We start from the raw sequence: 13603 nt of genomic DNA on the forward strand, positions 1-13603 counted from the left end.
CCTTTGTTCTTTTTAGTCTTTGTGGTTAATATTAAAATAATAATAAAGCTGTAGGGTTGTAAAGATACAAAGATTTTAAACTTTGTACCTTTGAGCCTTTACAACTTTGAGCCTCAAAAAAAGATATAGAGCAACAAAGGGACAAAAGCTTTAGGTTTTGTGCCTTTGTTCTTTTTTAACCTTGTGGTTAATACTAAAATAATAATAAAGCTGTTGGGTTATAAAGTGACAAAGATTTTAAACTTTGTACCTTTGTGCCTTTGCAACTTAGAATCTCAAAAAAAATGAGTAAAATACTAATTATAGAAGACGAAGCAGCTATTCGTAGAGTACTTACCAAAATACTATCAGAAGAAAATGATAGCTATCAAGTGGAGGATGCAGAAGATGGTATTTCGGGACTTGAAAAGATAAAAAATAACGATTACGATTTGGTTTTGTGTGATATCAAAATGCCAAAAATGGATGGTGTTGAGGTATTGGAAGAAGTGAAGAAAATCAAACCTGAGATTCCAATGGTTATGATTTCTGGCCATGGTGATATGGAAACAGCAATTCATACCATGCGCTTAGGAGCATTTGATTATATTTCAAAACCGCCAGATTTAAATCGTTTGTTAAATACAGTTCGTAATGCTTTGGACAGAAAAAAGCTTGTTGTTGAAAATAAGATTTTAAAGAAAAAAGTAAGTAGAAATTATGAAATGATCGGTGATAGTGAAGCTATTAGTCATATTAAAATTATGATTGATAAAGTAGCCGAAACCGAAGCAAGAGTTTTAATTACAGGGCCTAATGGAACCGGAAAAGAATTGGTTGCACATCAACTGCATGAAAAAAGCGGACGTTCTAATTATCCTTTAATTGAAGTAAACTGTGCAGCGATTCCTAGCGAATTAATCGAAAGTGAATTGTTCGGACATGTAAAAGGTGCTTTTACATCGGCTGTAAAAGACAGAGCAGGTAAGTTTGAAGCAGCTGACAAAGGGACTATCTTTCTAGATGAAATTGGGGATATGAGTCTTTCGGCCCAAGCCAAAGTTTTGCGTGCTCTACAAGAAAGCATGATTACAAGAGTAGGAGCTGAAAAAGATATAAAAGTAGATGTTCGTGTGGTTGCCGCAACGAATAAAGATTTAAAAATCGAAATTGCAGAAGGACGTTTTCGAGAAGATTTATATCATCGTTTGGCTGTGATTTTGATAAAAGTTCCACCTTTGAACGATAGAAGAGAAGATATTCCTGCTTTGATTACTCATTTTGTTGAAAAAATAGCATCAGAGCAAGGAAATGCTGTTAAGTTATTTTCGCCTCAAGCAATACAATTATTGCAAGAATATGATTGGACAGGAAACATAAGAGAGTTAAGAAACGTTGTGGAACGCCTTATCATATTAGGTGGAAGTGAAATTTCTGAAACAGATGTAAAAATGTTCGCAAGCAAATAAAAATTAATTTAATGATTTAATGATTTAAAAATTTAAAGATTGAACTAACGTAGAATCTTTAAATTTTTAAATTTTTAAATTTTTCAATCTTTGAAGATGAAACTAAAAAAATAAACGAAAAGTTACAGGAAGCATTAATTGAAAACGGTTTAACTGAAGCTAATGCATTGCAGCAGGAAACTTTTTCTACACTAAAGAGTGGGGTGGATTGTATTGTTGTGGCTCCAAAAGGAAGTGGGAAATCAACAACGATTGTATTGAATGTTATTCAGCAATTGGCAGGTAAAACTGAAGAATCACCACGTGCTTTGATTATTGTAGAAGACAAAGCAAAGGTGCTAGAAATGGAAGAACTTTTTGAGAAATACGGTAAGTATAATAATCTTGAGGTTTACGGAGTACATGACAAAGGAGATATGGATTATGATAAAAACTATATATCGACTGGGATTGACGTTTTAATCGGTACGCCAAATAAACTAAGCGATATGTTTACTACTGCAGGATACAATGTAAATCGTTTGAAAATGTTTATTTTAGATGATGCTAATCCAATCTTAAAATTACGTCATGAAACTAAAATCATGCGTATTTCTAATAGTATTGCTAAAACGCAACGAATTGTTTTTGCAGAACAACTGACAGAAAGCATCGAAATTTTGACTGATAAAATGTTACTGGAGCCTTATTTATTCGAAATAGATGAGGAAGAAGACAACGAGGATGAAGAAGAGGATATTGAAGAATAGATTTTAATTAAGATATTAATAAATAAAATAGAAATGATATGGGATTAATGAAAGTATTTTCGGGGAGTGAAATTTTAGCACAAGCGTTACAGCAAAAATTGGAAGAGGCGCAAGTAGATACAGTAATTAAAAATAATATCCAATCGGCTCGTTTAGGTGGTTTTGGAAATACAGATTTAGCTGTTGAAGTATTTATTCAAGAGACTGATTTTGCAAAAGCAAATCCTGTTATCGAAGACTTTAGAATGAGTCTTTAAGGACAAGTAATTAAGCTTACAGTTTTCAGTCGCAGTTTACAGTGTTTACTGTGACTGAAACGGGTAACTAAAAAAAGAATATGCAATATAAAATGCTGGTTTTAGACATGGATGATACCTTGTTGACCGATGACCATAAAATTTCGGAAATTAATAAAGAAATGCTTCTTAAGGCTCAAGAAAAGGGAGTTTATGTAGTTTTGGCTTCTGGTAGACCAACTTCGGCTATGACTTCTTTTGCAAAAGAATTGGAATTAGATTTAAATAATTCCTATATGATTTCTTTTAACGGAGCTGTTATAAGTAGCGTAAAAGAGGATGAGGTGCTTTTTGAGCAAACTTTGTCAAAAGAACAAATACATGAATTGTATGATTATAGTGTGGAAAAGAAAACACACATTATTACCTATTTGAATAACGAGATTATCAGCGAAACAGACTCTGAGTTTATTGAAATAGAAAAGACAATTACTGGTTTAAAGCATACTAAAGTCACAAGTTTTAAAGAGGCAGTTACTACTAATGCTGTGAAATGTATTTTGCTCGAAGAGCCAAATTATTTGAAAGGTCTTGAAAGTGATTTAAAAGCGAGGATGCCTCATTTAAGCGTTGCAATGTCTAAGCCTTTTTTCCTTGAAGTAGCTCAAAACGGAATAGATAAAGCGACAAGCCTTAAGCTTTTGGCAGATAAATTAAACATTCATCAAAGCGAAATTATTGCTGTAGGAAACGCAGGCAATGATTTAACGATGATAGAATATGCAGGTTTAGGAGTTTGGGTAGACAACGTTACTCCCGAATTACGAGATAGAGCCGATGTTATTGTTGCTTCAAATAATGATCATGGTGTTGCCGAAGTAGTGCAACGATATATTTTAAACTAAGTATGAAAACTCCAATTGAGACAGAACGATTGTTACTAAGAGAACTTTTTTCTACAGATGATGTAGGGCTTTTTGAATTGGAATCTAATCCTAATGTACATAAGTATGTAGGGAAGAAGCCGATTACTCATATTGATGAAAGCCGTGCTTATATTAAATTTGTACAACAGCAATATGAGGATCATGGAACTGGCCGCTGGGCTGTAGTTCTCAAAGAAACCAATACTTTTATAGGTTGGTCTGGAATAAAATTTATTACCGAAAGTATCAATAATCACAAGGATTTCTACGAAATAGGATATCGTTTTATTGAGGAGCATTGGGGTAAAGGATATGCTACTGAAGCTGGGAAAGCTTTTATAGATTATGCTTTTAATACAATGAAAGTAGAAGGAATTTATGCTTATGCAGATGCAGGAAATAGTGGTTCTAGAAGTATTCTCGAAAAACTAGGACTAAAGTATGTGAATTCTTTTATGCTTGATGGTGAACAAGAAGTTTGGTATGAACTGAAGAATCCTCATCTTTAGGCTTTAAAAAACACAATGTCTCCCAAATCTTTACAATCTCTTAGTTTTAATCTAGAAACAAAATGTAGGTAAGTTGTTGCTGATTTTGGTATGTAAAGATTTGGGTAACACCGTTCCGTTACTAGATAACGGTATATCTTAAGTACTTTTGAACTTATTTTTTCGCAACTGAAATAAAATATTTATTTCCATCTCCCATTGTAAGTTTTACACGTTCGTCGCAAAGGTCAATAGAGTAATTAGCATTCTCATAACAAGAACAAGTTGTGTTTTTGTCTTTTGACATTTCTGTTTTACAGTTGTTGCTTTTGTATGTTGACAATTGTGGTGTGTACAATGATACTAAATCTGTCGAAGCAGTTACTAGTGATATAATACTTGCAGTATTACCATTTGCAATTCTATAAACGATTCTGTCTGTGTAAGAAATGTCGTTTACAATTACTTTTCTGATGTAGGTATAAGCAGTTGAACCTTCCTCAACAGATTTTACTTCAAATTTAAATCCAATACCACGTACTTCAATATCAAATTTTGATTGTGAATTGTAACTTGCCCAAGAGGTAAGTGTGGTAATAGAAGGAAATGGATTTGTAGTAGCACTAGTAGTTTGTGCTTGTACTCCAAAAGTAGTTAATAGCATTAATAAGATTGTAGGGAAAAATGCTTTCATGTTTTTGTAATTAATTTTAATATACCTACTCTATATGGTTTTCGGTTTGCCCATTTATATTTTCATTCAGTTAAGAATTCAATATGTTTATGAAAAAGTAACTAACGTAAATTGATGCCAATTAGTATTGTTTTTACCACATTTTTCGTGGCGTGAATTTAAGGCGAATATTTACGCGAACAAAGCGTATAATAGGAAAACTTTATTTTTTAAATTTTTTATTTTTCACTGGGTGTATCTTGTTGATAGTTATATAATTGTGTGGTTTTTTTTAATATAAAAAGGCTCTGTAGAAAAAAAATAGGATATATAAATAGGATTTATCTGCTAGTTAAAATGCTTTTTTGATTTTGATCTTTAAAAAAAAGTCTAGAGAGCATTATTATTGGGGTAAAATGAAACTTTTTGTTCTTTTTTTCTAGATTTTTCGTTTCATTTTTCTCAAAAGTAAAAAGAGTATTGCTTTTTCGGTATTTTTTGGAGGAAATAAATGTTACTGTAAGTCAAAATATTGATATATAGCTTATTATTGATTTCATTTTAAAAAATATTGTACGTAAATTTGCAAACTCTTTTGTAAAGAGATAAATTATAATAGATACTACTTAAAACGTAGTTTATTGCTATGGAAAATAGAAAAAAAGTTGCTTTTTATACGCTTGGATGTAAACTGAATTTTTCAGAAACATCAACAATTGCCAGAAATTTTAATGATGAAGGTTTTGATCGTGTCGATTTTGAAGATGTTGCTGATATATATGTGATCAATACATGTTCAGTTACTGAAAATGCTGATAAACAGTTTAAGCAGGTTGTGAAGAAAGCGATGAAACTTAACGATAAAGCATTTGTTGCAGCTGTTGGGTGTTATGCACAGCTTAAACCAGAAGAATTGGCATCGGTAGATGGTGTTGATTTGGTTTTGGGTGCAACCGAAAAGTTTAAGATTACTGATTACATCAATGATTTGAGCAAAAATGATATGGGCGAAGTTCATTCTTGTGAAATTTCGGAAGCCGATTTTTATGTAGGAAGTTATTCAATTGGAGATAGAACTCGTGCCTTCTTAAAAGTACAGGATGGTTGTGATTATAAGTGTACCTATTGCACAATTCCGCTTGCAAGAGGAATTTCACGTAGTGATGCTTTGGAGAATGTATTACAAAATGCAAAAGAAATATCAGCTCAAAATATCAAAGAAATAGTTCTTACTGGAGTTAATATTGGAGATTATGGAAAAGGGGAATTCGGGAATAAGAAACACGAACATACTTTTCTGGATTTAGTTCAAGCTTTGGATAAAGTAGAAGGAATTGAACGATTGAGAATTTCTTCGATAGAACCCAATTTGTTAAAAAATGAAACAATTGAATTTGTATCTAAGAGCAGAACTTTTGTGCCACACTTTCATATTCCGTTACAATCAGGAAGTAATGATATTTTGAAATTAATGAAGCGTCGTTACCTTCGTGAAGTATATACAGAGCGAGTAAATAAAATTCGCGAAGTTATGCCTCATGCTTGTATTGGAGTCGATGTAATTGTTGGATTTCCTGGTGAAACGGATGAGCATTTCTTAGAAACCTATCATTTTTTGAATGAAATGGACATATCTTACTTACATGTTTTTACTTACTCTGAACGTGACAATACCGAAGCGGCTAATATGCCTGGAATTGTTCCTGCAAATGTGCGTGCCAAACGTAGTAAAATGCTACGAGGATTATCAGTAAAAAAACGCCGTGCTTTTTACGAAAGTCAATTAGGAGCTAATAAAACTGTACTTTTTGAAAGTGAAAATAAAGAAGGCTACATTCATGGCTTTACTGAGAATTATGTAAAAGTGAAAACGCCTTGGAATCCTGAACTAGTAAATACGCTACACGAAATTAATTTAACTACCATTGATGAAGACGGAAGTGTACGATTAGAGTTTGTAAATAAATTAGCAGAAGCCTAAAAGAGAAAGATAAGACTGAGCAAGAAAGCAAGACTTACGAGATTTTATAATAGAAGAAAGAACAAACACAAATTCCACAAATTTACACGAAACAGTTAGTGTAAATTTGTGGAATTTGTGTTTAATATAATTAACAGTTTTTAATTAAGGATTTGTAGACCAAATACTGCTGTTTTTAATAAATACTCTTCGATTTAGTTTAAGTTGGGCAATGATTAGTTCTGCAATATCTTCAGATTGCATTACTTTTTCAGGATTACCATCTGTTAGTTTTAATTCTTTTGCCATATCGGTTGCTACAGTGCTTGGTGTCAAAGCAGTAACTCTGATATTGTGCTTTCTCATTTCTTGCATTAAAGAATCAGTTAGTCCTAGAACTGCAAATTTTGAAGCACTATATGCGCTAGTCAATGCATTTCCGTTTAAACCTGCTGTTGAAGAAATATTGATGATATCTCCAGTTTGGTTTGCAATCATATTTGGTAAAACGGCACGAGTTACATAATAAGTACCCATTAAGTTTACCTGAATAATTCTTTCCCAAGCAACTGGCTCTAATTCTAAGAAATTACCAAATGCTGCAATTCCTGCATTGTTAATTAAAATATCGATAGTTTTAAATTCTGCTAATGCTTTCTCTACGGCATTATTTACAGAGTTAATGTCAGATACATCAGCAGTAATTGCTAATGATTTTACTCCAAGTGTATTTATTTCGGCTGCCACAGTATCAATATCAGCTTGAGTTCTTGCCATTAAAATTACATTTACACCTTCTTTTGCTAATGCAATAGCAACTGCTTTTCCAATTCCTTTTCCTGCACCAGTAATTAGCGCATTTTTATTTTTTAGATTACTCATAGTAGTTATTTTTATGTATTGTAAAGTACAATTTGTTTAAAATAGTTTGTCATGCAAAAATACCTATTTTCAACTTTGGATGTGGCTTTTAACAGGGATTCTTAATATAAAATTAACTGGTTTGTCACTATTACGTTTTCGTTTTTTTATTTTAAAATACATTAAATATTTTATTGATATCTTTAAATAAAGAAACAAAAGGAGAAAATTATGTAATGCATTTTTCTATTTAATAAGCCAAATTTGTAATAAACACATTTATTATGAAAAAGACACTTCTTATTTTAGCTATAGCAATTCTGTCATTCTCATGTAAAAAAAATGAGACTCCAGAGATTAAAGAAATAGAAATACGAAAAAAACCTGCAACTATTTCTTATCGTATAGAAAACAGAAAAGATTGGTTAAAGGCCAATACTACTGCCGATGCACAGTTAGATATCCTTGTTGCTGTTAACCGAACTGATAAAACCAATTTTGCCAAGATGGATTCTATTTTGGTACCTTCTGATTTAAAAGGTAAGATCGAACATTATCTCCCGTTTCCGTTGACAGTACCCTATTTGAGAGCTATCGATAAGGTAATTTTCTTTTCATACCCATCGCAAACTTTTGCCGCTTATGAGAAAGGGCAGTTGGTTTATACTGGACCTACTAATATGGGGAGAAAAAAGGATCCTACTCCAACAGGGCTTTTTTATACTAATTGGAAAGCAGAGAAAACAGTAAGTACTTTTAATGACGAGTGGGATTTAAAATGGAACTTTAATATAGAGAACAAGAAAGGTGTCGGTTTTCATGAATATGCTTTGCCGGGATATCCTGCTTCGCATTCGTGCTTGCGACTTCAGGAAAAAGATGCTCGTTATCTTTACGATTGGGCCGATCAATGGGTATTGGCAGATAAAGAGAATGTGAAGGTTAAAGGAACTCCTGTGATCGTTTTTGGTACTTATGATTTTGATGGAAAGAAACCTTGGTTGCAATTAGCTAAAGATCCTAAAGCTTTGGAAATTTCTCCTGAAGAAATAGAAAAAGAAACAAAGCCTTTCTTGGATAAGATTTTGACTGAACAGAAAAATAGAGAAGCATACCAAAATAATAAATAATAAAAAAAGCCACGAATCCTTTTTGTTGAGAATTCGTGGCTTCAATTATTTTAGGTATAATTTTATTCTTTCAATACCATATCAATACACATTACCGCTGCTAAGATAAGTTGTCTAGAGTTATCATCTTGGCTAACGGTATTTTCAATTTGAAGTACATAATTATCAGCACTGGTAAAGAATTCTTTTCCGATACCTGCCCATTTTTTATTTACTTGCCCAAGCATTTTGGTGTCTTTAGTAAATTTAAAATCCCAACCAGTCCATTTTCCTTGTAGCATACAAACGGTTTTTTCATTCTTATCTAAAATTTCAAATTTTCCTCCAATAGAAAGCAATTTTTGTTTGAATGTACCAATTAAGCATTCTTTTTCGTCGAATACTTCTACTGTAGAGCGAAAAATTGCTACTCCACGTTTTATATTGATTATTTTTTCTCCTGCAGGTGTTGCAATTTCTATGTTAAAAGGTGTTGCTCTTTTAAAATCGGTAAAACGTAATACTTTAGTAAAAAAGCCTAGATTTTTTTCTCGGCAATTCATTATTAGTTCGTTGTTCTCTGGATTGTAGATATCGTAGTTATTTGCAGCTTTGAACATCCCGACATGTTCTTTTACTAAAAATAAATTTTGATTCAAGATTGGGTTCATTCTAATTGTTTAAAGTTAATTTATTAATTGTTTTTTGTAATATCCTTTTGGGTTTTAAGATCATTAATAATAATCTCAGTTCCATTAGGATAAATTATTTTTAAATATGATTTATTGTTCGTAACAAATGTCATTGTAAAATTCGACGATTTGTTCAATATCAGTAAAAAGCCATTTATCGCCTTTTAATTTTTTAACGATATAATCACAATCCGCGAAAAATTTAGAAGTATTTCTTCTCCAGGAATTGATGACTCCACAATTTAGACAAGTTGGATATTTATCTTTTCCTTTTTTAACATAATAAAATTCAGGGACGTCTCTTGGTTGAGAATATTGTCCGTTAATATATGAACCATAAGATTGTACTTCATCATGCGGATTTGATATATGATCAAAAAGGCTGTAATCTGAACCTAGTTTTTTATACAAAGTAGCTTCTCCTTCTGTAATAACCTCCACTAGTTTAGGTTTGTCCACTGAGTTTAATGTCACATATTCAAAGGTTCTTTTTATTTCAAAACCAAAGAATGTGATTTTTTTAATGTGTTCGTAATCCCATGTATCGGTTTTATCGTCAAGAGAGATTTTAAATTTTATTTTATTGAATTTTAGTGCAGCAAAACCCTCAATGGAATCACCATTTTTAAAAAAAATTATTGCCTCCTGTGTTTGGGAGTAACTTTTAATATTGATAAAGAATAAGATGATTATAATGCTTTTGTAAATTTGCTTCATTTTTAGGTTTGCTGATATCCGATGACTTGAATTATTGATCTGTTTTACAGAAGAGGCGCAACTTCTTATTGTAATTTACATTAGGGCAATCTTTAATATTCTTGAGATTGTCTTTTTTGCAATATTTATCCAGTTGATTATTGTTTGTGAATTACTTAATCGGAAGGTTTAATTTAAAAATGGTAGTCTCTAATAATTCCGTATCGTTGTCTTCGCAAAGTAAAAATTCGATTGTATTATTTGATTTTTTATATAAAGTCAATCCTTCGAATTTGTTGGTAGAACTTATTTTTTTGGTGTAGTCGATTTTCATAGTTTTAAGATCCATTTGACCAATGAAACTACCTAATATTTCTCCATCATTGTAAGTTGATTTTGTGTCTTCGGCTGTAGCCAAAAAGTAAATTTTATCATCAACGAGAATTGCATCCGTAAAACTGCTTCGAACTCCTTTTATTTTTGGGAGTTTATAATCTACAGAAATAAGACTAAATTCTTCTCCTAAACTTTTGGCATGTATGGTGAATATGGCATTTTTATTGGTTTTTCCGTTTCCACGATTGAATAAATACCAATTCTCACCATCAAAAATAGCACCTTCGAGATTGAAATCTTCTGGTTTGATACCTGAGAAATTTTGCATTACGGCATAAAAATCGGTTAAGTTATTTGTAGCAATTTTAGTTTTTGATTTTAAATCAAATTCAACCATTTTGTTTCTTTGATCGGTAGAGCCAGAGCCAAAAATATACAAGGTGTCGTTATGATGCGTAATAGATTCGAAATCTGGTTTTATATTTTTTGCAATATTTTCGGTTGGATTTGCAATTATCTCATGTTTTTTTAAATCGGAATTATCGATGTTGTATTCGTATAAATAACCACTATTATCGCCAATGATATATAATGAATTGTCTTGATATATAAGTCCTGATGCTGATCCGATCCCGATGATTTGGAATAGGATTTCGAGTGTGAATTTTTCCATGATTGTTGTTTTAAATGTAGTTGTTTTAGCCCCGAGTGTAATGAAAATACTTTGAGAGGAAATTGTTGTTTTTTCTTGAAGGAACAGAGCGACCAGCGGAAGCTCCTGTTACTTTTTAGAAAAAAGCAATTTACTGAAAAGTATTGTAATGCAAAGCGGGAAAAAGCTGACCAAAAATAGTATATTTACTTTAATTAAAACGAGGAATTATGAAATCAATTGACCCGAAAAATTTTAAAGTTGTTGATAAAATAAAATTATCAAAAATCCCGACTTTGTTGGATATAGATGCCGATGAGAAAGAAAAGGAAGTGAAGCTGGATAAGGTTCAGGCCAAATTGAGTAAACTACAAGATAAGATGTACGCGCATAATAGGTACGGCGTTTTGATTTGTTTGCAAGGGATGGATACTTCGGGGAAGGATAGTTTGATTCGTGAGGTTTTTAAGGAATTTAATCCGCGTGGTGTTGTGGTTCATAGTTTTAAAACGCCTACTTCGGCTGAGTTGGAACATGACTATTTATGGAGACATTATCTTGCTTTGCCTGAAAAAGGGAAGTATGCGATTTTTAACCGTACGCATTACGAGAATATTTTGGTAACACGCGTACATCCTGAATTTATATTAAACGAGAATTTACCTGGAATTGAGAAGGTAGAAGATATTCCAGAAGATTTCTGGAAGGACAGGATTGAGCAAATTAATAATTTTGAGAAGCATATTACTCAAAACGGAACTATTGTTCTAAAGTTTTACTTGCATTTGAGTAAAGAGGAACAACGCCAAAGATTATTACGACGATTGGAGAAAGAAAAACATAATTGGAAATTCTCTGTGTCGGATTTGAAGGAACGTGGGCATTGGGAGGAATATCAGCAATATTATGAGGAAGCGATAAATAAAACTTCGACCAAAGATGCTCCCTGGTATATTGTTCCTGCTGATGATAAAGAAATGGCACGTTATATTGTTGCCAGAATTATTTGGGAAGTAATGCAAAAACATGCTGATATTAAGGAACCAGAATTGCCTGAAGCGATAAAAGATAATATCAAGATGTATAAACAACAATTAGAAAACGAGTCTTAGAAATAAGGCTCTTTTTTTTGTTGTGATGTTACTGAAAGTTTATGAATGTTTTGGATTACTAATTTAATGTTAATTATTTTAGGGTTTATTGGGTGGTTTTGATGTGACTTTTGTTTTTTTGATAATATCTAAATCATTTTTAGTTAAAGAGTGGGGGCTTACTTTGCCAAAAAAATATAAACCAACTTAAAACTAAAAATGAAAAGAATTATTTTACCCCTAATTATTCTAGGATCATTAATTACATCGTGCAACAACGATTCTAAAGATCAAGAAGAAGTTGCAACATCTAGTGTTGTGTTAAAAGACCAATCGGTTACACCGAGTTTATTAAAAGCAAAAGCAGGTTTTGAAAACTTGAAAATTTATTCACTTTTTAGTTCTGATGATGTTTTTCCAGATAGTCCAAAGTTTGTTTTTGGAGGTTCTGCTGATGGTTCTGGCTTGTTAAAAAATACTGATGGGACTTTTACTTTTTTGGTAAACAACGAAGATAATTTTGCCGTTTCCAGAATTACTTTAGATAAGACATTTAAACCTACTAAAGGAGAATATTTGTTGAATTCTAGTGGAGGTACTTGGAGATTATGTGGAGCTACAATGGCTACACCAGCTGAGCATGGTTTTGGACCAGTATATTTAACTTGTGGAGAATCTGGTGAAGAATCTCGTACGCATGCATTGGATCCTTACGGAAGTGTAGGTTCTGCATCAGTATCTAAAGAGTTAGCAGGATTTGGCCGTTTGAGTGCTGAAAATGCTTTGCCTTTACGTACAGGTGCTTATAAAGGAAAAACAGTTGTTGTAATTGGTGACGATGATTCAGGAACTTACGGAGGTCAGGTTTTTATGTATGTATCGAATACTGTAGGTGATTTATCAGGTGGTTCTTTATATATGTTAAAAAGAAACGATGATAACCAAAGAGAGATGGATATGGTAGTTAGTAAAACTTACCCTATTTCTTTTGTAAAAATTGATAACCATAAAACACTTACGGGTGCTCAAATCAATGCATCAGTAAATACTTTAAAAGCAATTAAATTTGGTCGTGTTGAAGATTTAGATTACCGTAAAGGTGGTGGTGCAGCAGATCGTGAATTGTATTTTAATGCTACAGGACAAAATACAACTGGAACAAATGCAGATGCTTCTAGAACTAAATATGGTAGAGTTTATAGATTAAATCTTGATGCAGCTGATCCATTAAAAGGAACTTTAGAGGTTGTTCTTGATGGAGATAATCGTTCAGGAATTGCAGGTAAATTTCAGAATCCAGATAATATTTGTGTAACTAAAAACTTTGTTTACGTTCAGGAAGATGCTAACGGATATGGTGATGAAACTCATGATGCTTATATCTATCAATATAATATTGCAACTAAAGATTTAAAAGTTGTGGTTGAATTGGATCACCGTCGTACACAAGCAGATGCAGCTAAATATAACGTAGGTGGTATGTCTAAATTTGGAGATTGGGAATATGGTGCTTTGATTGATGTTTCTGAGCAAGTTGGCATCGAAGATACTTTTATGTTAAGTGTTCAGCCTCATAGCTGGACTGGCGATAAATATAAAGGCGTTGATGGTGGAACAAACCGTCCGAATGAAAAACAAGCAAGTCAAATCTTAGTTCTTAAAGGTTTAGCAAGATAATTTTTTAAG

General features: G+C 32.3%; 14 protein-coding genes. 9 read left to right on the forward strand and 5 right to left on the reverse strand.

What is annotated here, in order from left to right:
• Positions 1 to 284: 284 nt before the first annotated feature.
• The 5 genes from EAG11_RS01185 (at position 285) to EAG11_RS01205 (ending at position 3868) form a co-directional block, all read left to right on the forward strand.
• Entirely contained in the window at positions 285 to 1448 is a 1164-nt protein-coding gene (locus tag EAG11_RS01185; protein ID WP_129537504.1) for a sigma-54 dependent transcriptional regulator, read from the forward strand.
• Positions 1449 to 1534: 86 nt separating this feature from the next.
• Positions 1535 to 2197 carry a DEAD/DEAH box helicase gene (locus EAG11_RS01190; protein WP_129537505.1) on the forward strand — a complete coding sequence of 221 codons (663 nt, stop codon included), beginning with the start codon at positions 1535 to 1537 and terminating at the stop codon, positions 2195 to 2197.
• A gap of 38 nt (positions 2198 to 2235) precedes the next feature.
• Positions 2236 to 2454 (forward strand): putative signal transducing protein, encoded by a 219-nt coding sequence (locus EAG11_RS01195; protein WP_129537506.1) that lies wholly within the window; start codon positions 2236 to 2238, stop codon positions 2452 to 2454.
• Positions 2455 to 2534: 80 nt separating this feature from the next.
• On the forward strand, positions 2535 to 3338 hold the full coding sequence (locus tag EAG11_RS01200; RefSeq protein WP_129537507.1) for a Cof-type HAD-IIB family hydrolase: 804 nt from the start codon (positions 2535 to 2537) through the stop codon (positions 3336 to 3338).
• A 2-nt stretch (positions 3339 to 3340) separates the two neighbouring features.
• Entirely contained in the window at positions 3341 to 3868 is a 528-nt protein-coding gene (locus tag EAG11_RS01205; protein WP_129537508.1) for a GNAT family N-acetyltransferase, read from the forward strand.
• A gap of 154 nt (positions 3869 to 4022) precedes the next feature.
• Here EAG11_RS01205 and EAG11_RS01210 read toward each other — a convergent pair whose 3' ends face one another.
• Positions 4023 to 4541, reverse strand: coding sequence for a hypothetical protein (locus EAG11_RS01210; protein ID WP_129537509.1), 519 nt, complete (start codon positions 4539 to 4541; stop codon positions 4023 to 4025).
• A gap of 625 nt (positions 4542 to 5166) precedes the next feature.
• On the opposite strand from EAG11_RS01210, the gene mtaB reads away from it, so the two are divergent.
• A complete protein-coding gene (mtaB, locus tag EAG11_RS01215; RefSeq protein WP_129537510.1) occupies positions 5167 to 6501 on the forward strand; it encodes a tRNA (N(6)-L-threonylcarbamoyladenosine(37)-C(2))-methylthiotransferase MtaB in 1335 nt (444 codons plus the stop codon).
• A 144-nt stretch (positions 6502 to 6645) separates the two neighbouring features.
• On the opposite strand, the gene EAG11_RS01220 is transcribed toward mtaB, so the two are convergent.
• A complete protein-coding gene (locus EAG11_RS01220) occupies positions 6646 to 7362 on the reverse strand; it encodes a 3-ketoacyl-ACP reductase (protein WP_129537511.1) in 717 nt (238 codons plus the stop codon).
• Positions 7363 to 7625: 263 nt separating this feature from the next.
• On the opposite strand from EAG11_RS01220, the gene EAG11_RS01225 reads away from it, so the two are divergent.
• On the forward strand, positions 7626 to 8471 hold the full coding sequence (locus tag EAG11_RS01225) for a L,D-transpeptidase (RefSeq protein ID WP_129537512.1): 846 nt from the start codon (positions 7626 to 7628) through the stop codon (positions 8469 to 8471).
• A 62-nt stretch (positions 8472 to 8533) separates the two neighbouring features.
• Here the strand turns inward: EAG11_RS01225 and EAG11_RS01230 are convergent, their stop codons facing one another.
• The 3 genes from EAG11_RS01230 to EAG11_RS01240 all read right to left on the reverse strand — a co-directional run bounded on the left by EAG11_RS01230 (position 8534) and on the right by EAG11_RS01240 (position 10847).
• On the reverse strand, positions 8534 to 9121 hold the full coding sequence (locus EAG11_RS01230; RefSeq protein WP_129537513.1) for a phospholipid scramblase-related protein: 588 nt from the start codon (positions 9119 to 9121) through the stop codon (positions 8534 to 8536).
• Positions 9122 to 9232: 111 nt separating this feature from the next.
• Positions 9233 to 9859 carry a hypothetical protein gene (locus tag EAG11_RS01235; RefSeq protein WP_129537514.1) on the reverse strand — a complete coding sequence of 209 codons (627 nt, stop codon included), beginning with the start codon at positions 9857 to 9859 and terminating at the stop codon, positions 9233 to 9235.
• Between the two features lie 151 nt (positions 9860 to 10010).
• Complete coding sequence (locus EAG11_RS01240) at positions 10011 to 10847, reverse strand: hypothetical protein (protein ID WP_129537515.1); 837 nt, start codon at positions 10845 to 10847, stop codon at positions 10011 to 10013.
• Positions 10848 to 11056: 209 nt separating this feature from the next.
• On the opposite strand from EAG11_RS01240, the gene EAG11_RS01245 reads away from it, so the two are divergent.
• Together EAG11_RS01245 and EAG11_RS01250 are read left to right on the forward strand one after the other, a co-directional pair.
• Positions 11057 to 11938 (forward strand): PPK2 family polyphosphate kinase, encoded by an 882-nt coding sequence (locus EAG11_RS01245; protein ID WP_129537516.1) that lies wholly within the window; start codon positions 11057 to 11059, stop codon positions 11936 to 11938.
• A gap of 198 nt (positions 11939 to 12136) precedes the next feature.
• A complete protein-coding gene (locus EAG11_RS01250) occupies positions 12137 to 13594 on the forward strand; it encodes a hypothetical protein (RefSeq protein ID WP_129537517.1) in 1458 nt (485 codons plus the stop codon).
• Positions 13595 to 13603 lie beyond the last annotated feature (9 nt).

Origin of the sequence: Flavobacterium sp. 140616W15 (assembly GCF_003668995.1) — a bacterium.
Lineage (GTDB): Bacteria > Bacteroidota > Bacteroidia > Flavobacteriales > Flavobacteriaceae > Flavobacterium.